The organism is Nocardia sp. NPDC051052 (assembly GCF_044456045.1).
In the GTDB taxonomy this organism is placed as follows: Bacteria; Actinomycetota; Actinomycetes; order Mycobacteriales; family Mycobacteriaceae; genus Nocardia.
In genome coordinates this window covers 214,644-237,581 of the sequence record NZ_JBITFL010000009.1, presented here as the reverse complement: position 1 = coordinate 237,581, position 22,938 = coordinate 214,644, and the positions used below count along the sequence as shown (strand labels likewise).

At 67.9% G+C, this 22,938-nt stretch carries 19 protein-coding genes; 13 read left to right on the top strand and 6 right to left on the bottom strand.

Annotation, left to right across the window (positions count from 1 at the left end; genetic code table 11):
- Nucleotides 1-87 precede the first annotated feature (87 nt).
- Nucleotides 88-513, top strand: a complete 426-nt coding sequence (locus ACIBCN_RS29735; protein WP_396995006.1) for a hypothetical protein — start codon at nt 88-90, stop codon at nt 511-513.
- Between the two features lie 75 nt (nt 514-588).
- On the opposite strand, the gene ACIBCN_RS29730 is transcribed toward ACIBCN_RS29735, so the two are convergent.
- The gene (locus tag ACIBCN_RS29730) at nt 589-1,554 is read right to left on the bottom strand and encodes an MBL fold metallo-hydrolase (protein WP_396995005.1); all 966 of its coding nucleotides are present in this window, start codon (nt 1,552-1,554) and stop codon (nt 589-591) included.
- A 165-nt stretch (nt 1,555-1,719) separates the two neighbouring features.
- On the opposite strand from ACIBCN_RS29730, the gene ACIBCN_RS29725 reads away from it, so the two are divergent.
- The 5 genes from ACIBCN_RS29725 (at nt 1,720) to ACIBCN_RS29705 (ending at nt 10,163) form a co-directional block, all read left to right on the top strand.
- A complete protein-coding gene (locus tag ACIBCN_RS29725; RefSeq protein ID WP_396995004.1) occupies nt 1,720-1,959 on the top strand; it encodes an acyl carrier protein in 240 nt (79 codons plus the stop codon).
- The gene (locus tag ACIBCN_RS29720; protein ID WP_396995003.1) at nt 1,956-6,833 is read left to right on the top strand and encodes a type I polyketide synthase; all 4,878 of its coding nucleotides are present in this window, start codon (nt 1,956-1,958) and stop codon (nt 6,831-6,833) included. The genes ACIBCN_RS29725 and ACIBCN_RS29720 overlap by 4 nt, the downstream gene beginning before the upstream one ends.
- A complete protein-coding gene (locus ACIBCN_RS29715; protein WP_396995002.1) occupies nt 6,830-8,536 on the top strand; it encodes a fatty acyl-AMP ligase in 1,707 nt (568 codons plus the stop codon). Before ACIBCN_RS29720 ends, ACIBCN_RS29715 begins: the two co-directional genes overlap by 4 nt.
- 74 nt (nt 8,537-8,610) lie before the next feature.
- The gene (locus ACIBCN_RS29710) at nt 8,611-8,988 is read left to right on the top strand and encodes a hypothetical protein (protein ID WP_396995176.1); all 378 of its coding nucleotides are present in this window, start codon (nt 8,611-8,613) and stop codon (nt 8,986-8,988) included.
- Nucleotides 8,985-10,163 (top strand): cation:proton antiporter, encoded by a 1,179-nt coding sequence (locus ACIBCN_RS29705; protein WP_396995001.1) that lies wholly within the window; start codon nt 8,985-8,987, stop codon nt 10,161-10,163. Before ACIBCN_RS29710 ends, ACIBCN_RS29705 begins: the two co-directional genes overlap by 4 nt.
- A gap of 33 nt (nt 10,164-10,196) precedes the next feature.
- Here the strand turns inward: ACIBCN_RS29705 and ACIBCN_RS29700 are convergent, their stop codons facing one another.
- From ACIBCN_RS29700 to ACIBCN_RS29690, 3 genes are all read right to left on the bottom strand, one after another.
- A complete protein-coding gene (locus tag ACIBCN_RS29700) occupies nt 10,197-10,616 on the bottom strand; it encodes an RNA-binding S4 domain-containing protein (RefSeq protein WP_396995000.1) in 420 nt (139 codons plus the stop codon).
- Nucleotides 10,617-10,619: 3 nt separating this feature from the next.
- Nucleotides 10,620-11,222, bottom strand: a complete 603-nt coding sequence (locus ACIBCN_RS29695; RefSeq protein WP_396995175.1) for a C40 family peptidase — start codon at nt 11,220-11,222, stop codon at nt 10,620-10,622.
- Nucleotides 11,223-11,658: 436 nt separating this feature from the next.
- Nucleotides 11,659-11,937: a hypothetical protein gene (locus ACIBCN_RS29690; protein ID WP_396994999.1), complete on the bottom strand. Its 279-nt coding sequence runs from the start codon at nt 11,935-11,937 to the stop codon at nt 11,659-11,661.
- A 159-nt stretch (nt 11,938-12,096) separates the two neighbouring features.
- Here ACIBCN_RS29690 and ACIBCN_RS29685 point away from each other — a divergent pair, with 159 nt between their 5' ends.
- The 4 genes from ACIBCN_RS29685 to ACIBCN_RS29670 all read left to right on the top strand — a co-directional run bounded on the left by ACIBCN_RS29685 (nt 12,097) and on the right by ACIBCN_RS29670 (nt 17,324).
- Nucleotides 12,097-13,278: an AAA family ATPase gene (locus ACIBCN_RS29685; protein ID WP_396994998.1), complete on the top strand. Its 1,182-nt coding sequence runs from the start codon at nt 12,097-12,099 to the stop codon at nt 13,276-13,278.
- Nucleotides 13,279-13,440: 162 nt separating this feature from the next.
- Nucleotides 13,441-15,396 (top strand): acyl-CoA dehydrogenase family protein, encoded by a 1,956-nt coding sequence (locus ACIBCN_RS29680; RefSeq protein WP_396994997.1) that lies wholly within the window; start codon nt 13,441-13,443, stop codon nt 15,394-15,396.
- Nucleotides 15,397-15,813: 417 nt separating this feature from the next.
- Nucleotides 15,814-16,779 carry an alpha/beta fold hydrolase gene (locus ACIBCN_RS29675; protein ID WP_396994996.1) on the top strand — a complete coding sequence of 322 codons (966 nt, stop codon included), beginning with the start codon at nt 15,814-15,816 and terminating at the stop codon, nt 16,777-16,779.
- A gap of 257 nt (nt 16,780-17,036) precedes the next feature.
- The gene (locus ACIBCN_RS29670; protein ID WP_364725441.1) at nt 17,037-17,324 is read left to right on the top strand and encodes a hypothetical protein; all 288 of its coding nucleotides are present in this window, start codon (nt 17,037-17,039) and stop codon (nt 17,322-17,324) included.
- 60 nt (nt 17,325-17,384) lie between these two features.
- Here ACIBCN_RS29670 and ACIBCN_RS29665 read toward each other — a convergent pair whose 3' ends face one another.
- Nucleotides 17,385-18,560, bottom strand: a complete 1,176-nt coding sequence (locus ACIBCN_RS29665) for an acetyl-CoA C-acyltransferase (RefSeq protein WP_396994995.1) — start codon at nt 18,558-18,560, stop codon at nt 17,385-17,387.
- Between the two features lie 459 nt (nt 18,561-19,019).
- Between ACIBCN_RS29665 and ACIBCN_RS29660 the strand changes: the two genes are divergently transcribed.
- From ACIBCN_RS29660 to ACIBCN_RS29650, 3 genes are read left to right on the top strand one after another with little or no spacing between them, the layout of a single operon-like run.
- Entirely contained in the window at nt 19,020-19,850 is an 831-nt protein-coding gene (locus tag ACIBCN_RS29660) for a hypothetical protein (RefSeq protein WP_396994994.1), read from the top strand.
- A 29-nt stretch (nt 19,851-19,879) separates the two neighbouring features.
- On the top strand, nt 19,880-21,820 hold the full coding sequence (locus ACIBCN_RS29655) for a fumarate reductase/succinate dehydrogenase flavoprotein subunit (RefSeq protein ID WP_396994993.1): 1,941 nt from the start codon (nt 19,880-19,882) through the stop codon (nt 21,818-21,820).
- 2 nt (nt 21,821-21,822) lie between these two features.
- Complete coding sequence (locus tag ACIBCN_RS29650; RefSeq protein WP_396994992.1) at nt 21,823-22,569, top strand: succinate dehydrogenase/fumarate reductase iron-sulfur subunit; 747 nt, start codon at nt 21,823-21,825, stop codon at nt 22,567-22,569.
- A 56-nt stretch (nt 22,570-22,625) separates the two neighbouring features.
- Here ACIBCN_RS29650 and ACIBCN_RS29645 read toward each other — a convergent pair whose 3' ends face one another.
- A complete protein-coding gene (locus ACIBCN_RS29645; RefSeq protein ID WP_396994991.1) occupies nt 22,626-22,763 on the bottom strand; it encodes a hypothetical protein in 138 nt (45 codons plus the stop codon).
- Nucleotides 22,764-22,938 lie beyond the last annotated feature (175 nt).

Here is a 22,938-nt window from a genome sequence, read left to right as displayed (position 1 = left end):
GGGTACTGGCAACATGACCGCTATGGCCGAATCTCAGTGCATCCGCACCGATTCGGTCGCTTCGCCTAGAGATCAGGAGCCAACTCGGTGAAACCCGCCAACCTCGTGATAATCGCCGCTACCGCCCTCGCGGCAGTGGCCGGTGCGACCGGCTGCGGCAAGGCCGCCACCGAGGACCACTCGGTGCACGCCATCGTCACCTCCGCCGCGACCGCGGCCCCGCTGCACACCGCCAACGCGAGTAAGCAAGCCCCGGCCCCCGTGGTGGACGACGTCGACTGCGGCCCGGTCACCGACGCGGGCGGCGGCACCCGCACCGTCATCGCAGTCGGCACCGCCGCGGGCCGCGTCGGCTGCACCGAAGCGATCAATGTCGCGACGACCTACGCCACCACGGTCAGCAATACCGACACCCAGACGATCGAGGGCTGGCAATGCGGCGCCCAGCCCGACCCCGCCACCCCGTCCAGCTGCACCAAAGACGGCCTGATCATCGGCCTGCGGGCCAGCTGAGGTATTGATCAGCCGCCGGACCCGAGTGGCAGCAGGGTCCGGCGGCCGCCGATCAGCGGGTGCCGACGCCGCGGTTCACCTGACCGCGCGGGCCAGCACGGCGTCGTAGTCGTGGCTGGCGATGACCTCGACGTCGGCCGGGAGCGCGTGCAAGCGCTGGATGGTGCGGAACGCGGCGTCACGGTCGGCGTCGAAGAGATTGCCCGGCATCGGAGCCTTCTCCCGGATCAGCTTGACCTGCAGAGTGTTCCAGACCGCGTCGCCGGCCAGCAGTACCCGGCTGCCATCGTCCACCGCGAGCAGCACACCGATGCTGCCCGGGGTGTGCCCCGCCAAGTCGACGAGGACAACTGCGCCATCGCCGAAGACGTCGTGGCTGCGCGGGAAGGTGAGCACGGGCGGACCGTCGAGTTCCACCGGCGCGACGGACTGGCCGCGCAACGGTTCGCGAATCACGCCGATCGGCGCGGTCGCGCCCCGCATGGCCCAGTCGTATTCCACCGCCGGAACCCGGAGTTCGGTCGAGTCGGGCAGCTCGAGCAGGCCCGCGACGTGGTCCCAGTGCAGGTGGGTGGCCAGGGTGAAGTCGATATCGGTGACCGCGAGGTCGCGGGCCGCGAGCGCGTTGCTCAGCCCGAGCACCGGCTTGTCCGGCGACACCAGTTTGCCGATCGGGAAGGGATGCCCCGGCAGCACTCGCGCGTGCACGTCAGCGCAGATGGCGGGATCGACGAGAAATCTGGCCTTCGGATGCTCGACCAAGAACGCACCCATCGACATCGGCAACTCGCGCAAACTGCGCACGCCCTCGGCGACGATGATGGTCGGCGCGGACATGGTGGCCTGCGGCAGCGCGGTCAGCCGGACCGTCGCGGTGGCCTTCGGGGCGGGCGCGGCGACCAGGCTCGCCAGAAACTCCTGGTCGGGGCGGCGCGGCCGGAGCAGGCGGGCCGGCGTCGCGGCCAGTGCGGCGCAACAGCGCACCAGCGTGCCGAGGGTTCCTTGCCGTCCATCGGCCAGCCGTGCGGGGTTTTCGCTCACCCGGCAACGGTAGGTGATGGGCCTCGTCGGCGCAGCGGGACGCAGGCCACGCAAAAGACTCTTCTCCATAGTGCGATATCTCGGCATAATCGCGGGGGGTGTACCTGGGCGGTCGAGACGAGCCGCCGCTTCGGGGGTAGTGCGTCTGGGATGGATCGGAGCTCGATGGTGCGCAGTCGTGCGGCGCTGACGACCACGGCGGTAACGGCCGTGGCCGAGCTGCTCGGCGTCGACGCGACCGCCGTCTGCACCGACGCGCCGTTTTCCGATCTGGGCCTGAGCTCCACCCAGCTGGCCCGGCTGACGGCGCGGCTCGAGGATGCCATGGGTGTCGAGGTCTCGCTGACCGCGATTTACGACTACCCCGACATAAACCAATTGGTCGAGTATCTCGCGATGCGATGACCGGGATATCCATCGTCGGGATCGGCTGCCGGGTACCGGGAGCCGAGGGCGGCGACGAATTCTGGCGGCTCCTACTCGCGGGCCGCGACGCCACCGGACCGCCACCGGCCGGGCGCCTCGGCACCAGGCGCGGCGGATATCTGGACGGCCTCGACGCGTTCGACAACGAGTGGTTCGCGATTGCCGACCGGGAGGCCGCGCTGCTCGATCCGCAACAGCGGCTGGCCATGGAGGTCTCGGTCGAGGCTCTCGATGACGCCGGGATCGGTTACCGCGCAAAGAGTTCGGGTGCGGCCGTGGTCTTCGGCGCGGGCAGCTACGACCACGGCATCGCCGTGCTCGGGCGCGACGGCTTCGACGCGCACTACGCGGTCGCCGGTTCCGCGCTCAGCCTCATCGCCAACCGCCTGTCCTACGTGCTCGATCTGCGCGGGCCGAGCCTGGTGCTGGACAGTGCGTGCTCGTCGTCGCTGGCCGCCGTCGACCTGGCGGTGCGGCTGCTCGCCGACGCCGCGGTGCCTTTCGCGATCGTCGGCGGTGTGCATCTCACACAGCTGCCGCACGCCTCGAACTACCTGACGGCAGCCGGATTTCTGGCGCCGGATGGACGCGTCGAACCGTCCGACGCCACCGCGGACGGCTACGCGCGCGGCGAAGGCTGTGCCGTAGTGATTCTGCAGCGCACCGAAGACGCGGTGCGCGAGGGCAATCGGGTGTACGCGGAGATCGCCGGGACAGCGGTCGGTTCGGATGGACGTTCCAACGGGCTGCACGCGCCGAACGGTCGCGCACAGCAGGACACGATGCGCGCCGCCTGGGCGCGCGCCGAGCTCGAGCCGCGGACCGCCGGATATTTCGAATGCCACGGCACCGGAACGCCGGCGGGCGATGCGGTCGAGGTCGGTGCGCTGGCTGCCGTTGTCGCACATGACACTTCGGCGAGTACGGAACCGATCTGGATCGGCTCGGTGCAGTCCAACATCGGCCAGCTGGAGGCCGCATCGGGCGTCACCGGCCTGATCAAGGCGGCGCTGACCATTCACCACGGCGTCATCGCGCCCACCCCCGGATGCCGCACCGAGAGCCCGCTTGTGCAGCTGGCCGAACGCGGCCTGCGGGTGCCGATCGCACCCGTCGACTGGAGCACGGTGCCGCTCGATGAACGCCGCGCGGGTGTCAGCTCGTTCGGCTTCGGCGGCACCAACGCGCACGCGGTGCTGCGCGGTGTCGATATCCCCCGGGTCGGCCGCGGGGACGACCCGCCGCTGTTGATCCCGGTCAGCGGCCGCGACGCCGCGGATCTCGCCGCCCAGGCCCTTCGGTTCGCCGACCGGCTCACCCTCCGCGCTGAGTCGCTGCGCGAATTCGCTTCCGCCGCAGCCCGATTGATGCCTGAGCGCACTCGGGCATGCGTACTGACGGGTGACCGTGCTGACGCGGTGCGGCAGCTGCGGGCGCTCGCCGAGGACGATTCGAGCACGGCGATCGGTCCGTCCGCGACGCGGCGGCGCGGTGGCGTGTTGTTCCTGTTCGCCGGGCAAGGCGGACAGCATCTCGCGATGGGGCGGGCGCTCGCGGCGCGACACAGCGCCTTCGCGAGCACCGTGGCCAAGGCCGCCGACGCGATCGTGACGGCCGGCGGCCCGCGGATCTGGACGCCGCGGCACGGCTTCGCGCTGGCTGCCGATGGCAGCTCCGGAAACGGCTCGCACGCTAGGACATTCGCCTATCCCGCGATCTTCGCGTTCCAGGTGGCGATGGCGGAGTTGCTGGCGGCGTGGGGCATTCGGCCCGACGCGGTGGCCGGGCACGGACTCGGCGAGATCGCCGCCGCCGTCGTCGGCGGTGCGCTGTCGCTGTCCGACGCGGCGCTGATCGTGGTGTGGCGCGGCAAGATACCGACCGCAGCGGATGGCAGGCAGGCGATGGCACTGCTGGACGCGGCACCACACGAGGCGGCGAAGCTGGTGGAACCGATGCGCACGCAGGTGGCCATCGCGGCGGTCAATGGGCCGCGGTCGGTGCTCGTCTCCGGGACACCGCGCTACATCGATACGTTGGTCCGGCGGGCCAAGCGCCGCGCTATGCCCGCGTTGCGGATCGCCGACGACGCCACCGCGTACAGTCCGCTGGTCACCAGCGTGCCAACGGAATTCGTCGAAGCGCTCGCGGATCTGCAGCCGATGCCGCCGCACACACCCGTGTATTCCACTGCCCGCCAGGCCGAATTGATCACCACGGCGGCCATGGACGGCACCTACTGGGTCGAGAACGCCTCGGGAGCAGTCGAACTCGCTGCCGCACTGGAACACGCCGCTGCGGACGGGCTGACGACCGTGCTGGAGATCGCGCCGCATCCGCTGCTGGCCGACGCCGTGCGGCAGTATCCCGAGTTCCGCGACGCCACCCACCCGGTGGCAACTCGCGACGACGAGGCAGGCGGGTTCCTCACCTGCCTGGCTCGGCTCCAGCTGGAAGGACGACCGGTCGACTGGTCCGCGCAAGGCCCGTTCCGCTCCCCGCCACGGCGAGCGTGGCGCAAGCGCCGGTTCCCCTCGATCACCGCCACCGCGAAATCGGATGACGCCGAATCCGACTTCCCCCCTGAGGATCTCACCGATCACGTGATCGACGGCGTGCCGACCGTGCCGGCGACGTTCTGGCTGCGCAGGCTGCTGCATCTGGCCCGCTCGGGGACCGGGGGAGCGACAATGCTCACCGATTTCGTGGTGCACGAACGCACCGAGCTGTCGGCGTTGCCGGAGGTGAGCTATCGCAGGCACGGCGACGGAAGTCTACGGGCGCAGGTCACGGAGGCCGCGGCGCTGGCTTCGGCCCGGCCGGTCGGTGACCCCACCCCCGCGGATATCGTCGCATGGATGCGGGTCGTGGATGCCAATCGGGCTGGGCGGCACCGCATGCGGATGATCGCACCCGCCGCCTGCTACGCCGAACTGCGCGGGCTGCGGTTGGCCTACGGTCCGCGTTTCCAGGTGCTGCGCGGCATCGCGACCGGCCCGGACAGCGCGATCGGTCAGTTCGATGTCGCCGAATTGCACCGCACCGCAACGCTGACCGGCTGCCTGCAGCTACTCGCCGCGACGATCCTCGACGACCTGCCCAGCGAGGTGATCCCGCTGCCGACCGGCATCGAATCGGCCTGGCTGTCCGCCGAACCGAATCGGACCGTGCTCGAGGCACACGCGTTTCTGCGCGAGCGCACGGCCACCGGGCTCACCGGCGATGTCATCGGTACCGACCAGCACGGCGTGCCCTGTCTCGCGCTGTCCGGCGTACGCATTCGCTTCGCCGGACCTAATCCGCCCGTTCGCATCGTCACGGCGCCGCAAGCTGCCGATCGGCCCGTGCCCTTCCGCCAGGAAAGCTGGCAAACACCAGAACCCGGGTTCTTCGACGGGCCGGGCGGCCGAATTGCCGAACGTGCCTTGGTGATCGGCGAATCCGAGCTGGCCATCCGGTTGTCCGACGCGCTCGCGGTCATCCTGCCCACCGACCGGCTGGCTCGCGAACCCGACGCCGCGCGCCCCCTCATCACCGCCTTGCCCATCGGGCACAGCGGCAGCGCACACATTGCGTTCGTTCTCGTGTGGCCCACCGAAATAGACTCGGTGGCAACGAAGTCCGGCCCCATCGGGCCGGGCCGCAGTGCCGCCGCGACGGCGGGCCGCGTCCTCGACCTGCTCCAGCGGGTGCACGCCGACGACGGCACCGCCTCCTTGACCATGGTGCTGCCTGCCCCCGCCGTGCCTGAGCCGCAGCGCCGTGATCCCGATATCGTCGCCGCCCCGCACGCGATCGCCGGTCTGGTGCGGTCACTGCAGCTCGAATCCCGCCGCGCGGTCCGCCTGATCTGGGTGGACGCGGACAGCAGGAGCCTCGCACCCCTCGGTCGGCTCATTGCGAAGGTACCGGGGCCGACGTCCACGTTCCCCGACGAATTGCGCATCTCCGCAGGCGATCTCGCCGTCCGCCGTTTTATCCCCGCGCGGCTCCGGTCGACCCAGGCCACCATCGACGCCACCGGAACCTACGTGGTCACCGGCGGATTGGGCACGGTCGGCGCGGTCGCGGTGCGCTGGCTGCTCGACAGCGGTGCCCGCGACGTGGTGGTGCTCACCCGCGCGCCACGCCCGGTGCCGCCGCTGCTCGACGGATGGGAGGATCGGATCGTCGTGGTCCGCTGCGATGCCGCCGACCGGCGCGATCTGGCCAACGCGCTCAACGACATCCGCGCCTGCGGCTCGACCATTCGCGGCCTCGTGCACGCGGCGGGCAGCACGGCGGACGCCGCCTTCGATGCCATCACGCCGGGGCAGCTGACCACGCTGTTCGCGCCCAAACTGACCGCGGCGGGCAACCTGATCGAACTCACATCGGCCGATCCGACCGACTTCATCCTGCTGTTCTCCGCCGCCACCGGCGCGCTCGGCGGCCCAGGCCACGCCGCCGAGGCCGCCGCCAATGCCGCGATGGACTCCCTCGCATCGGCGTATCCGGGACGCGGCGTGCTCAGCATCGGCTGGGGCCGGTGGGCAACGGGTTCGGTTGCGGGCACACCTGTTCGACAGTCGGGTATCGCCGCGTTCGACACTCGCGACGGCGCCGCGCTGCTGTCGGAGGTACTGCGATATGCCGGGGCCTACCTCTCGGCAGTGGACTACACCCCGACGGCCGACAGTTCCCCGATGGCGACGCGGCTGTCGAATCTCCTTGCCCCCGTGAGTACTTCGTTCGACAGCGGACAGCTGCCCAAGCGGCCACCACCCGGCGCCGACCCGGCGCCGAACTTCTCGATACGGCCGCTCGATACGACAGGCCCGCTCGTCGTCGCACACACCAGCGAGGCCACATGACATCCGGTAACAGTCTCGCCACCCGGATCGCCGAGTTGGCCGCGGCCCGGCCCGACGACATCGCCTACACCGAGCTGCGCTACCGCATGCACGAGCAACTACCCGTCTCCATCACCTACTCCCGGTTGCATGCCGCCGCGGGCGAACTCGCCGAGCGCGTGCGCGACGGAAGCTCCCCCGGCGACCGGGTTGCCATTCTCTGTGCACACGGACTCGATTACGCCGTCGCGTTTCTCGCCTGCCTGTACAGCAATCGCATTGCGGTGCCGCTGTTTCCGGCGGCCGGCAGCCGCAACAAGGAACGGCTGCTCGCGGTGCTCGCCGACGCGCGACCGACCCTCGCTTTGTTGTCGTACGGCGACTCCGCCAGTGCGTCCGTGCTCGGCCCCACGCTCGGTCAGGTCGCCGAGCTCGCCGCGGATGTCACCGCCCCGTCGGCGGATTCGACCGAACCGGTCATCGATCCGCTCCGCGCCGAGCTCGCCTATCTGCAGTACACCTCGGGCTCGACCCAGTCGCCCGCGGGCGTCCGGGTCACCCACGCGAACCTGACGACGGCGCTGGAGCAACTGCGGCAGGCACTCGAGCCGGGCAAACCCATCCTGACCTGGCTGCCGTTCTTCCACGACATGGGCCTCATCCTCGGCATGTCGCTGCCGCTCTACTGCGGCGTGCACGGCTTGACCATGTCGCCCGCGGAATTCGCGAAGCGGCCGATCCGATGGTTGCGCGCCGTGAGCGACTACCGCGCGGGCATTACCGGCGGGCCCAATTTCGGTTTGGCCCTCTCGGTTTCGGCGACAACGCCGGAGGAGCGAGCCGGGCTCGACCTGTCCGGGCTCGACATGCTGCTCAACGGCTCCGAACCGATCCGGCCCGAGGCGCTCACCGAATTCACCGAGACCTTCGCCGCATACGGCTTCCGGCACCGCGCACACACGCCGGGCTTCGGCCTGGCCGAGGCGACGCTCACCGTGACCATCTGCGATTGGCGCGCCGAACCCGTGGTGCGGCACTTCGATCGCGGCGCGCTCGCCGAAGGCCGGGCGGTGCCGCCTGCCGAGGAGCAGCCACTCGGCGGCAGCACGCTCGTCGGCTGCGGCGCACCGGTCGGCCAGGACGTGCGCATCGTGCACCCGGTGTCCTGCGCCGAGCTGCCCACCGGCCGGGTCGGCGAGATCTGGGTCGCGGGCGCGAATGTGTGCGACGGCTACTACGGCAGACCCGATGCCACCGCCGAGGCTTTCCACGCCACCCTGCGCGGCAGCGATGCCCGCTGGCTGCGCACCGGGGACCTCGGTTTCTGGTGCGACGACCAGCTTTTCATCGCGGGACGGCGCAAAGATGTGATCGTCGTCGACGGCCGCAATCACTTTCCCGGCGACATCGAGGCGACGGTCGAAGCCTGCGCCGCCGAGATCCGGCCGGGGCATGTGACGGCGTTCGGGCACGACGACGGTCGCCGCGAAGACCTGGTCATCGTCGCCGAACTGAGAATCGTCGAGGCCATCGAGCCCGCCGAACTCTCGGTGCTCGCCCGCCGGATCCGCGCCGCGGTCGCGGCCATCCACGAGGTGATACCGGGCTCGGTCATGCTGGTCGAGCCGGGCCGCATCCCCAAGACCACCAGCGGGAAGCTGCGCCGCGGCGAATGCCGGGCCCGGTATATCGCCGGGCAGCTCGACCCGGTGGCGATGATCTGATCTCGCCCAAAACACCGTCGAGATCCCGCTGATCCGGGCCGTCGACCGCGATGATGAGGCGCATGGCGACCGACATCATCACCGTGAAATGGAAAGACGAGCCCGAGGACCACGACTATCCGGCAGCCGCCGACTACCTGGAGTTGCTGGCCGGGCCGAAGGTGGTCAGGACCGTGGTGGACGACCTGCGGGCGGGCCCCATCGTGCACAAGAAGGCCAAGGACATCCTGCGGGCCGCCGGGCTCGAGCTGCTGCCGCCGGAGAATCCGCATGTCCGGCGGGACTTGATCAAGATCAATAATGGCAAGGCGCTTTCGCCGATCCTGCTGGTGCGCGGCGATTTCCGGGTGGGCGCACCGATGGTGATCGCCGACGGCTACCACCGGGTCTGCGCGATCCACTGGGCGGATGAGAACATCGCCATTCCGGCGAAGATCGCCGCCATGCCGTGACCTTCTCCACCCTCGCGCTGGTGCTCGCGCTCGGCCTGTGCGGTCCGCTGCTAGCGCTGCGTAGCTCGTGGCACGTGCCGGTGATCCTCGGCGAGGTGATCGCCGGAATTGTCTTCGGCGCCACCGGGTTCGGCGTGCTGTACAGCGCCGATCCGATCTTCACGTTCCTCGCGGATATGGGGTTCGCGGTGGTCATGTTCGTCGCGGGAACCCATGTGCCGGTGCGGGATCCGTCGGTCCGGTCCGCGCTCGGCGTCGGCGCGGTGCGCGCGGCACTGGTCGGATTGCTCGCTGTCGCTGGGGGTTTCGGCGTTGCACACTGGTTCGATACCGGGCACGGCGCCATGTACGCGGTGCTGCTCGCTTCCTCGTCGGCGGCGCTGGTGTTGCCGATCATCGACTCGCTCGGGCTGGCCGGCAAGCCGGTACTCGCGCTGACCGCGCAGGTCGCGATCGCCGATATCGCCTGCGTGGTGGCGCTGCCGTTGGCGATCGATCTGGATCATGCGGGCCACGCTGCGCTCGGCGCCTTGGCGGTCGCCGCCTGTGGAATCGTCCTCTTCGTGCTGCTGCGCTGGCTGGCGGTGTCGGGTGTGCGCCGCCGGGCGCATCGGTTGTCCGAGGACCGCAAGCTCGCGCTCGAGCTCCGCGTGAGCCTCGCCGTGCTCTTCGCACTGTGCGCGGTGGCCACCCAGACCCGAGTATCGATCATGTTGGCGGGCTTCGCCGCCGGGCTCGCGGTCGCCGCGATCGGCGAACCCCGCCGGGTGGCCCGTCAACTCTTCGCGATCAACGACGGCTTCCTCGGGCCGCTCTTCTTCGTCTGGCTCGGCGCTCGACTCAACCTGCGCGATTTCGGCGAACACCCGCGCCTCATCGCCCTCGGCCTAGCGCTCGGGATAGGCGCGGTGCTTGTTCACCTCGTCCCGCGGCTGATCGGTCAGCCCCTCCGCTACGGTGCGCTGGCCGCAGCGCAGATCGGCGTTCCGGTCGCCGCCGTCACCGTCGGTACCGAACTGCACGTGCTGATTCCAGGGGAGGCGGCGGCGCTGATGCTCGGCGCGCTGTGCACGATCGCCGTGGCCGCGGTTGCGGCGAACCGGCTGGCGGCGCGGGCGTCGAGCGAGGGTGCCGACGGCAAGTCCGCCGTGCCGACGGACCCGCGAACGCCGTAGCTCGCCAACGCAGGATAACTCTCGACGCCGCGCTCACTCGTCGGTGCGACCGAGGAGCCGATCGGTCTCGCGCCGTTCGCGTTTGGTGGGGCGTCCCGACCCGCGGTCGCGGCGCGGCAAGGTGGCGAGGATCTCGCGGGAGGGTGGCGGCGGGCTGCGGTCGATCAGGCACTGCGCGGCGAGGGGAGCGCTGACGCGCTTGGTGACGATCTGCTCGACGATCACGATGCGTTCGATGCCGCTGATGCGGACGCGCACCTCGTCGCCGGGCTTCACCGACTGCGCGGGCTTGGCGGCTACGCCGTTGACGCGAACGTGGCCGCCCCGGCAGGCCTCGGCGGCAGCCGATCTGGTTTTGAACAGGCGCACGGCCCAAGTCCATGAATCGACTCGGGCCTGCGTCGCGGTGCTCTTGTTTCCGTTCGCACGGATGCCGTTTTCGGCGGGGGTCACTCGTTAGACGATACGGCGTGCGGTGACGATATCGCCCTGGCGGAGCGGGGTGTAGGAGACGGGCGAGCCGGACTGAACGGCGTTGAGCAGCTTGCCGTCACCCGCGTAGATGCCGACGTGGCCGCCACCGTTGGTCACGACGATGTCGCCGGGCTGCAGGTTCTGGAAGGCCACCGGAGCGCCGACGTGCGACTGCTCGAAGCTGGTGCGGGGGAGTTCGACGCCGGCCTGCCGGTAGGCCCACTGGACCAGACCCGAGCAGTCGAAGTTGGAGGGCCCTGCGGCACCCCAGGAGTACATCGCGCCGACCTTGGTCTTGGCGGCGTCGAGCGCGATATCGCTGGCACTGGGCGCGGGGTTGAACAGGCCGGGCATGTTCGGCGCGAAATTCGGGACGCCGGGCGCCGCCTGCTGCGGTGCGCCGGGAAGCTGCGCGTTCGGCATGGCCGACACGGCCTGCTGGATCTGCTGATTGAGTTGCTGGACGGGCGCCTCGTATTCCTGCGGCACAGGAACATCGAAGTTACCCAGTCCGGGGAGGTTGATGGTTGCCGCCATCGCGGGGATCGCGGGCATCGCGCCGGTTGTCGCGGCCACCGCGCCCATGACGAGGGCACCCTTGACGGAATTCGGCAAGCGCGAATCCCGCTGCATGCTGTGTTTACCCACCGAGCTACGTCTCCGATCTTCGTACTCTCCCGCCGACCGGTGAGCGACCAGTAAATGGCCGCAAGGAATCACCCAGTCGAACACTGTGGGTGTTCCCGGCACGGCAGGCGGGAAGATGGCCCCGACGGCCGCTAAGGCGGTAACTGTGTGGCGCCGCTTCTCTTTCGAAACGACAGGACTCCACTAAGTCACGAAGAGATTACGATGCCGACGCGGTGTTGTCCAGCGCACAGACCTGGTAGTTTTCCGGTCCCGACAAACTCCCTGGACGATCGCCCGGAATCCCGACACGCCCACCGGGTCACGACACGATATCGGCGAATAAGTGTCTGTTACCAATAGGCGGCAAATGTCCGAATCGTCCGCCGGGAATTCAGGATTCGCGGCCGTTCGAGGCTTCGCCGTCGCGTTCGGCGAGCGCTTGCTCGAGGTCGCCGATCCGGCGCCGCGCATCGGCGAGCCCGACTTCGAGCTGACCGAGCGCCATCACCAACGGCCCGACCGCGAGGTCGGCGACCAGCTGCGGATCGTCATAGCCGCGCTCTATCGCGACCAGGATGTTGTCGCGGATACGTCGCGCCACCATCGCCCCCGGTGGCACGTTCCAGGATTCGACCACCTCGGCGGTGGTCGGGGTGGGTTCGTCGGACATGACCCTCCGATACTCGCTGGAAACGCCACCAGCGTAATGACTTCCGTGCCGATCTCAACCGTGCGAGAGCCATCGTGCAATACCGACCGCTAGCAATATCTAGGACACGCCGTAGATATGGACAGATTTCGCGGACCGCACGCGCTACGGTGTTCGGGCATGGACCCCGTGCGGAATCCGTATGCTCCCGGAGCCGGACAGCGCCCACCCGAATTAGCCGGGCGCGACAAGCAACTCACCGCTTTCGACATCGTGCTGGAGCGCATCGCGCGCGGCCGCCCCGAACGCAGCGTCATGCTCACCGGCCTGCGTGGCGTCGGAAAAACGGTGCTGCTCAATCAACTTCGCTCCACCGCCATCTCGCGCGGCTGGGGCACCGGCAAGATCGAGGCACGACCCGATCAGGAACTGCGCAGGCCGCTGTCCTCCGCGCTGCACATGGCGGTCCGCGCGATCGCGATGGCACACCCCAGTTCGGAGCGGGTCGACGACTTCCTCGGCATCCTCAAGGCTTTCGCGCTGCGCGCCACCGCGGACAGGGGGATGCGGGAACGCTGGCAACCCGGCATCGACGTGCCCGCGGTCACCGGCCGCGCGGATTCCGGCGATATCGAGATCGATCTGGTCGAGCTTCTGGTCGAGGCGGCGGCGCTGGCCAGCGAAATCGGCGTCGGCATCGCGATTTTCATCGACGAGATGCAGGATCTCGGTCCCGCCGACATCTCCGCGATCTGCGGCGCCTGCCACGAGTTGAGCCAGGACGCCGCGCCGCTCATCGTCGTCGGCGCCGGCCTGCCGCACCTGCCCGCGGTGCTGTCCGCGTCGAAGAGTTACTCCGAGCGGCTGTTCAGTTATCACCGCATCGATCGACTCGACCGGGAATCGGCCGACCTCGCGCTGATCGCGCCCGCCGAGCGTGAGGAGGTGAAGTTCACCGATGAGGCGCTGGATGCGCTGTACCACAAGGCGGATGGTTATCCGTACTTTGTGCAGGCCTACGGCAAAGCGGCCTGGGATCAAGCACCGGAGAGCCCGATCTCGGCCGAGGACGTCGAGGTGGCCGCGCCGACCGCGGAGGAGGAATTGGCGGTCGGCTTCTTCGGCTCCCGCTACGAACGGGCAACGCCGGCTGAGCGAGAGTACATGCGTGCCATGGCCGATCTGGCCGGCGACGACGGCCCGGTGGCCACCTCGGCGGTGGCCAGCGAACTCGGCCGCAAGCCCGCCTCGCTCTCGCCGGCGCGCGACGGACTGATCAAGAAGGGCCTGATCTATTCGGCCGAGCGCGGCACCATCGGATTCACCGTCCCGCACTTCGGTCGCTACCTACGCAGCGTCTGAGTTGGGAAACAGACAATACGAACATCGGTAGATAACCCCATATTAGCTTGTCTACCAAGATCATTAGAGATCGATAGAAATCAATCGACCTGCAGCCCTACCGGCCGGTAACTAAAGTTCTTACACTCGAATGTGATCCTGATCACGTCCGAGGAGGACATCATGGCGACAGCCGCGAAAGTCGACGCCACCGAAGAACAGGCCCGTGCACTTGTCGAGGAATCTCGCGAAACCACCTGGGCCAAACCATCGTTCGCGAAGGAGATGTTCCTCGGTAGGTTCCGGCTCGATCTGATCCACCCGTACCCCCAGCCGGGGACCGAAGACGCCGCCCGCACCGAGGCATACCTGGCCAAGCTGCGCCCGTTCTGCGAATCCATCGACGGCCAGGTGATCGAAGCGGCGGGCCGGATTCCGGACGAGTACGTCAAGGGGCTTGCCGAGCTCGGCTGCTTCGGCCTGAAGATTCCGGAATCCTATGGCGGACAGGGCCTTTCCCAGTTCGGCTACAACCGCGCGCTGATGCTGGTCGGCTCGGCCCACCCGAGCCTCGGCGTGCTGCTCTCGGCGCACCAGTCCATCGGCGTGCCCGAGCCGCTGAAGCTGGCGGGCACCGACGAGCAGAAGGCCGAGTTCCTGCCGCGCTGCGCCGCGGGCGCGATCAGCGCTTTCCTGCTCACCGAGCCAGACGTCGGTTCCGACCCGGCCAGGATGGCGAGCACCGCCACGCCGATCGAGGACGGCACGGCCTACGAGCTCAACGGCGTCAAACTGTGGACCACCAACGGTGTGGTCGCCGAGCTGCTGGTGGTGATGGCCAGGGTGCCCAAGAGCGAGGGGCATCGCGGCGGTATCTCCGCGTTCGTCGTCGAGGCCGATTCGCCGGGCATCACGGTGGAGCGGCGCAACGCCTTCATGGGTCTGCGCGGCATCGAGAACGGCGTCACCAGGATGTACAACGTGCGAGTGCCGAGGGCCAATCTCATCGGCCGCGAGGGCGATGGCCTGAAGATCGCGCTCACCACCCTCAACGCGGGCAGGCTCGCCATCCCGGCGCTGTGCACCGCGTCGGCGAAGTGGTCGCTGAAGATCGCCAGGGAGTGGAGCACCGAGCGGGTGCAGTGGGGCAGGCCGGTCGGCGAGCACGAGGCGGTCGGCCAGAAGATCTCCTTTATCGCGGCAACCACGTACGCGCTGGAGGCGGCGCTCGACCTGTCCGCCGCCATGTGCGACGAGGCGCGCAACGACATTCGGATCGAGGCGGCGCTCGCCAAGCTGTGGGCCAGCGAAATGAGCTGCGCCATCGCCGATGAGCTGGTGCAGATCCGCGGCGGGCGCGGCTACGAGACGGCGGCCTCGCTTGCGGCCCGTGGCGAACGCGCGGTCGGCGCCGAACAGCTGGTCCGCGATCTGCGCATCAACCGCATCTTCGAGGGTTCCAGCGAGATCATGCGGCTGCTGATCGCCAGGGAGATGGCCGACGCGCACATGTCCGCGGCGGGCGCGCTGGTGGACCGCAACGCCGAGTTCAAGGACAAGGCGAAGGCGGCGGTCGGCGCGACCGGCTTCTATGCCAAGTGGTTCCCGCAGCTCGCGGTCGGCTCGGGCACCGTGCCCGCGACCTACACCGAATTCGGCACGCTGGCAAAGCATCTGCGTTTCGTCGAGCGCAGCGCGCGCAAGCAGGCCAGGTCGCTGATGTACGCGATGGGCCGCTGGCAGGCCGGGCTGGAATACAAGCAGAACTTCCTCGGCCGGATCGTCGACATCGGCGCCGAGCTGTTCGCGATGTCGGCGGCCTGCATGCGGGCACAGTCGCTGCGGACCGCGAACGCGCCGGAAGCCACCGCGGCCACCGAACTCGCCGACGTGTTCTGCAAGCAATCCAAGGTCCGGGTGCGCAGGCTGTTCGACGCGCTCTGGGACAACACCGATGACGACGACCGCACTCTCTCCCGCGGCGTGCTCACCGGCCGCTACACCTGGCTGGAGGATGGTGTGTTCGATCCGAGCGAGGGAACTGGGCCGTGGATCGCCGAATGGCAACTCGGCCCCTCAACCGAACAAAACCTCCTCCGCCCGTTCTTGCCGTCCACCCGCAGTCACTCCACACCCTGACCAAATACGGTCGGCCGCTCACCGGGCGTCACGTTGTCGACAGACGTGGCGTCCGGCGGGTGCCGTCATCAGCCCAATATTCTGCCGTATCGGCAAAGCGCTAGATAGCCGTAGATATTCATGACAGGGAAGATGGCTGCTTCGTAGCCAAATCTAGTGGACTCTAGAAGATTCGGTCGATGGCCCGATAATCGGCAAGCGACGGGTCGATCATGCCCCGCTACCGGAATCTAGTGGTCGACCTAGTGATTCGTAGATTCGCCGATTACCGACGGCCATCTGCCTTGCGGATACATCCCATGCATCGGTTGGACAACTTGTGCATAACGCCGGGTATGGGCTGGTAACGCAGCGGAAATGTATATCGACAACCGGGCAAGAACGCTCCGCGAGGATGCACCCTCCTAGGAGGACGTCATGTCCACGACGATCGCCCGCCGCGCCGCCGATTACGACGGTCACCGTGTCACGGTGCCGGCCGAGGACGGTGTCCCGATCTCGGTGCGCACGTTCGGCACCGAGTCCGCGTCCGTCACCGTGGTGTTCGTGCACGGGCACTGCCTGCGCACCGAATCCTGGTTCTTCCTGCGTGACGAACTGCTGCGGCAGTGGGGCGCCGAGACCAGGATGGTCTTCTACGACCACCGCGGCCACGGCGAATCGGGCCAGGCCCACCCGTCGACGTACACCATCGACCAGCTCGGCCGCGATCTCGACACCGTGCTGCGGACGGTCGCGCCGACCGGCCCGGTGATCCTGATCGGGCATTCGATGGGCGCGATGGTAGTCCTCGCCTACTCGCGACAGTTCCCCGAGACGATCGGCACCCGGGTCGTCGGCGTCGGCCTGATCGCGGGCGCCGCTAACGGTCTCACCGAGGTGGGCCTCGGCCGGTTCCTCAAGCGTCGCGCGGTGCACTCGCTGCAGGTGGCCGTCGTCCGCGCGCCGCGGGTCATGCAGGGCTCGAAGCGGCTGTCCCGCAGGATCTTCGAGCCGATCATGCGCGCGGCGAATTCCGGCACCAGGCGGGTGAATCCGCGGATGGTCGCGGTGGCCACCGCCATGCTGAACGACACGCCACTGCTGACCATGTCGAGCTTCCTCGCCTCGCTGATCGCCTTCGACGAGACCGCGACGCTGCACCGGCTCGGCACCATCCCGGCGCTGGTGCTGGCGGGCACGGCGGACATCGTGGTGCCGTTCGCGCATTCGGTGGTGCTCGCCTCGCAGCTGGCCGGCTCGCAGCTGGTGCCGCTGGAGGGGGCCGGGCACAGCGTGATCTTCGAACGGGCCGAGGAGGTCGCGCTGTCCATCGTCGGACTGGTCGATCAGGTGGTCGCCGGGATGCGCGGACAGGGGCCGGAGTACGCCGTCGCCGGATGAATGCTGGGCGGCTCGGGATGACCGAAGTTGACCAATCAGTGGTTCACACCAAGCGCGGTGGCCGACTCCGAGCAACACTTGGGCGAACTGCCGAAGATTCGCAGCTGACGAGCCAGATCTGAATTCTTTCTGTACTGTGTTAAAGATCACGTTGTGTGGTGAGTCACACGGCTTGGTGCAGCGCGCTTCCAGGCAGACCATGGAAGTACCCGTTACCCACCGAGTTCGCAGGTCTGTCAGGAACACAGGAGGTATCGATGACACGCAGCGAAATCGCGGAGCTCCGCTACACGGTCGGCCAGCTCCGGCAATCCATCGGCGCACTGCGGTCGCATTACGGTGACGCCAATATGGTGCGGCGGTTGGAGAACGACCTCGAGCGGCTCGTCATCGACGCCGACGAGCTCGAGCAGTCGCCGCCGCCGGAGGTGCGCCGCCGCCCGCAAGACACCATCTACGTCCCGGACAGCAAGTCCGACGAGGCGGCCTGGATGGGTGCGCAGGACGAAGGTCTCGGCTTCCACTCCCGCCCGCGGACCGAATAACGTCAGACCGACTTCGCGGGCCCGCTCCGTGCCGGCGGGCCCGCGAAGTGCTGTCCGAGGTCAGGCGCGGTGCCTGCCGAAACGACGGTTCGGCCGAGCGCCGTGGAAGCGGGCACCGCGCGGGGTCTCGGCGATCGGCGCGGACCCGGCCGATTCGAACAACGCCGCGATGCCGTGGTCATGGCCGAGGGCGATCGCCTCCAGGCCGTAATTACCGCCGGTGCGGGACAGTTCGTGCAGCATCGTGGTCATGATCCGCAGGCCGGTAGCGCCGACCGGATGCCCGAGGGCGATGGCCGAGCCGTTCACGTTGAGCCGGTCGGTCGGGTCGAAACCCCATTCCCGGGCCAGCGCGAGCACTTCCACCGCGAAACCCTCGTTCACCTCGACCAGATCGATGTCGTCGAGCGTGGTGCCGGTCCGGCCGAGCAGCTTGGCCACGGCCGGAGCGGCGCCGAGAGTCGCGGTCCCCGAATCACATCCGGCCGCGGCCCAGCCCACCAGATACGCCATCGGCGTCACACCCAGATCGGCCAGGCGGTCCTCGGCGACGACGAGGCAGGCCGCCGCGCCGTGCCGGTGGGCAGTCATATTGCCCGCGGTGACCACCCCGTTCACCAGCAGCGGGCGCAGCGCGGCGAGGGTGTAGGTGGAGACATCGTCGCGCAGACCCTCATCCCGCAGAATCCGGTGCCCCCCGGTGTCTTCTAGACCCGGATCGGCCGAGCCCGGTTCGTCCAGTACGCCGACCGAAATCACCTCGGCGGCGAAGGCGCCCTGCCGCCAGGCGCGCGCGGCCTTGCGATGGCTGGCCACCGCGAACTCGTCGGCTTCGGTCCGGCTGATGCCGTAGCGGCGGGCCAGCTCCTCGGCGTTCCGCAGATCGGACTCCCCAGCCGATTCCGCATGGCGGGCAGCGGCATTCGCCGCGGACTCCACGCCGCCGGCCACCACCACGTCGGCCGCGCCGGTCTGCACCATCATGGCCGCGGTGATCACCGCCTGCAGACCGCTGCCGCAGCGTCGATCGGTCAGAAATCCGGGCACAGCGAGGGGGAGTCCGGCGCCGATGTAGGCCATCGCGACATCCTCGATGCGCATCGGGTCGATTCCGGACCGGTCGATCACCGCCGACAACACCGTCGAAGCCAGCCATTCCGGCGGCATGCCGGACAGCGCACCCCCCTCGATCCCACTCGGCGTACGCACCGGCGCGACGATCGCGGCTCTTCTCATCGTGGGGCTCCTTCCCCCGGCCGAGCACCGCCTCGGATCAGCGGGGCTCGCGGGTTCCGCCGTAGTTACGCAGGCCGCCGGGCCGACCTCGCACGCCGCGGGCGGTGTAGGTATCGGCGCACGTCAGCGGGCACATCTCGAGGAAAGAGGACCACAAATATGTTGCCTCCGTGTGACAATCGGCGCGTCAGTATTTCGACTTCAGGTTTCGTTTAGCCGGACAGTCCTCGAATGCCGTTCCGGTTTAGTCGAGTTCGAAGAGGTTGCGGTCGGTTCACCACGCGACCAGTCAGATGAAGCGACATCGAATGTGGCGCAAATCACGGGCATCCGGGCGGGTCTGGAATGCCAGGACCCCGCTCGAGCGATAGCGGGGGTGTCGTATGGTGCTGGGCATCACATTCGATTTGCGGAGGTATCGATGACCACCCGCACAGCAGATCAGCGAGGCATCCACCTGTGAGTGCCCTCCCGACCACCACCCCGGAAACGGGGACCGGTGTCTTCAGCAAGACCAGGGCTCGAATCTCCGAACGCACGCTGCGCACCGATCGATGGTGGGTGCCACCGGCGATCACGGTGCTCGGACTCGGCGCGTTCGTTATCTACGCGACGATCAGATCCTATGTGCGAACGGCATATTGGGTTCCGGACTACCACTACCTGACGCCGTTCTATTCACCATGCCTGAGCACCTCGTGTGTCGAGGGCGCCAGCCACTTCGGCACGCCGTTCGGCGACCTGCCGGTGATCCTGCCGCTGGGCTTCGTGGTGCTGCCATTCCTGCTCGGCTTTCGGCTCACCTGCTACTACTACCGCAAGGCCTACTACCGGGCCGTGTGGTTCTCGCCGCCGGCCTGCGCGGTCGCCGAGCCGCACGCCAAATACACCGGCGAGACCAAGCTGCCGCTGATCATCCAGAACGCACACCGCTACTTCTTCTATGTGGCCATTGTGGTTTCGCTGATCAACACCTACGACGCGGTCGTCGCGTTCCACGGTAAGGACGGCGGATTCGGGCTCGGCCTCGGCAACTTCGTGCTGTGGCTCAACGTGATCCTGCTGTGGGCGTACACGCTGTCCTGCCATTCCTGCAGGCACATCGCGGGCGGGCGGCTCAAGCACTTCTCCGCACATCCGGTGCGCTACTGGTTCTGGACCCAGGTCTCCAAACTGAACACCCGGCATATGGCGCTGGCCTGGACCACCCTCGGCACCCTCGTGCTGACCGACTTCTACGTCATGTTGGTTGCCAGCAAGACGATTTCGGACTTGCGGTTCATCAACTGATCCGCCCAACCCCAGGAGTATTCGCGGCCATGCCAGAAGTGGAACGACACAAGTACGACGTCGTCGTCATCGGGGCCGGTGGCGCAGGATTGCGCGCGGTGATCGAGGCCAGAGAACACGGCCACTCCGTCGCGGTGGTGTGCAAATCCTTGTTCGGCAAGGCGCACACCGTGATGGCCGAAGGCGGCTGCGCCGCGTCGATGGGCAATGCCAACGAAAAGGACAACTGGCAAACGCATTTCAAGGACACGATGCGTGGGGGCAAGTTCCTGAACAACTGGCGCATGGCCGAACTGCATGCCCAGGAGGCGCCCGACCGGGTGTGGGAGCTGGAAACCTATGGGGCACTGTTCGATCGGACCGCCGACGGCCGGATCAGCCAGCGCAACTTCGGCGGCCACACCTACCCGCGGCTCGCCCATGTCGGTGACCGCACCGGCCTGGAAATCATCCGCACCATGCAGCAGAAAATCGTCTCGCTGCAGCAGGAGGATTTCGCGGCGACCGGCGACTACGAGTCGCGCATCAAGGTCTTTTCCGAATGCACCATCACCGAACTGCTGAAGGACGGCGACCGGATCTCCGGCGCGTTCGGCTACTGGCGCGAATCCGGCCGATTCATCCTCTTCGAAACGCCCGCAGTGGTTTTGGCGACCGGCGGCATCGGCAAGTCGTACAAGGTGACCTCGAATTCGTGGGAGTACACCGGCGACGGGCACGCGCTCGCACTGCGCGCCGGGGCGACGCTGATCAACATGGAGTTCCTGCAGTTCCATCCGACCGGCATGGTCTGGCCGCCCAGCGTCAAGGGCATCCTGGTCACCGAGGGGGTGCGCGGCGACGGCGGTGTCCTGAAGAACACCGACGGCAAGCGGTTCATGTTCGACTACATCCCGCCGGTCTTCAAGGGGCAGTACGCCGAGACCGAGGAGGAGGCCGATCAGTGGTTGCGCGACAACGACTCCGCGCGCCGCACCCCTGACCTGCTGCCCCGCGACGAGGTGGCACGCGCGATCAACGAGGAGGTCAAGGCCGGCCGGGGTACCCCGCACGGCGGCGTCTTCCTCGATATCGCCTCGCGGATGCCCGCCGAGGAGATCAAGCGCCGCCTGCCATCCATGCACCACCAGTTCAAAGAGCTCGCGGACGTGGACATTACGGCGGAGCCGATGGAGGTCGGGCCGACCTGTCACTACGTGATGGGCGGTGTCGAGGTCGATCCCGACACCGGGGCGGCGACGGTGCCAGGCTTGTTCGCCGCGGGCGAGTGTTCCGGCGGCATGCACGGCTCCAACCGGCTCGGCGGCAACTCGCTGTCGGACCTGCTGGTGTTCGGCCGCCGGGCCGGACTCGGCGCCGCCGCGTATGTCGAACAGCTCGGCGAGCGCCCGACGATCACCGACGCCGATATCACCGCGGCCGCGAAAGTCGCGCTCGCGCCGTTCGATCCGCCCACCGAGGGGGCGGGCGAGAACCCCTACACCCTGCACACCGACCTGCAGCAGACGATGAACGACCTGGTCGGCATCATCCGCAAGGAGCATGAGGTGCAGGAGGCGCTGACCAAGCTCGACCAGCTCCGGGCCCGGTTCAAGCAGGTCACGGTCGAGGGCCACCGGCAGTTCAACCCGGGCTGGCACCTCGCGCTCGACCTGGAGAACATGCTGCTGGTGAGCGAGTGCGTCGCGAAGGCGGCGTTGCTGCGCACCGAAAGTCGCGGCGGGCACACCCGCGACGATCACCCGTCGATGGATCCCGACTGGCGCAACAAGCTGCTGGTCTGCTCGGTGGATCCGAGCACGGCGGGGGAGACGATCCCCGATGTCACTGTGACGCCCAAGGATCAGACCCCGATGCGGCCGGAGCTGCTCGCCCTGTTCGAGCTCAGCGAGCTGGAGAAGTACTACACCCCGGCCGAGACCGCCGGGCATCCGGCGGGTGCCGGGAAATCGACAGAGGGAAAGGCGTAGCGATGGGTTACGACGCCAAATTCCGCGTGTGGCGCGGCGACCTCGACGGCGGTGAACTGCACGACTTCACCGTCGCGGTGAACGAGGGCGAGGTGGTGCTCGACATCATTCACCGGCTGCAGGCCACCCAGGCGCCGGATCTGGCGGTGCGCTGGAACTGTAAGGCGGGCAAGTGCGGTTCCTGTTCGGCCGAGGTGAACGGGCGCCCGCGCCTGCTGTGCATGACGCGGATGTCCACCTTCACCGAGGCCGAGGTCATCACGGTGACCCCGATGCGCACCTTCCCGGTGATCAAGGACCTGGTCACCGACGTGTCCTTCAATTACCAGAAGGCGAGGGAGATCCCGTCGTTCACCCCGCCCGCGGACCTCAAGCCGGGTGACTACCGGATGAAGCAGATCGACGTGGAACGCTCGCAGGAGTTCCGCAAGTGCATCGAATGCTTCCTGTGCCAGAACACCTGTCACGTGGTGCGCGATCACGAGGAGAACAAGACCTCGTTCGCCGGGCCGCGGTTCCTGATGCGGATAGCGGAGCTGGAAATGCATCCGCTGGACGTCGGCGATCGGCGCGATCTGGCCCAGGACGAGCAGGGACTCGGGCTGTGCAATATCACCAAGTGCTGCACCGAGGTCTGCCCGGAGCACATCAAGATCACCGACAATGCGTTGATCCCGATGAAGGAGCGTGTGGCGGATAACAAATACGATCCGCTGGTGTGGTTGGGCAACAAGCTGTTTCGGCGCTGACCGGATATTTCAGCGCTGACGATATGCCCTCCGGCAGTGCCGGAGGGCATACCTGTTTACAGCATGGCCACCACGCCGACGGCGACAACGCCGACGAGCAGGCCGATGACCAGCGACGACATCAGCGAGCCGGTGAGAATGAACAGGCCGACCGTCGTCACGGCAAACAGCAACGCGACGATCAGCCATTCCACCCAATCACCAGGTCGCAATTTCTTGTACCGGGAGTGGGAGCCTTTGAGCCCACGGTCCACAAAGAGTGGTCTACCCAATTGTTATACAAGCTAAACTCGCCCGCTTCCCCGCGCCTTTAGGCCAGACTCAGGCTGTGCGCGAATTGCGTTGGCGGGCCGGCGGTAGCGCCGTACG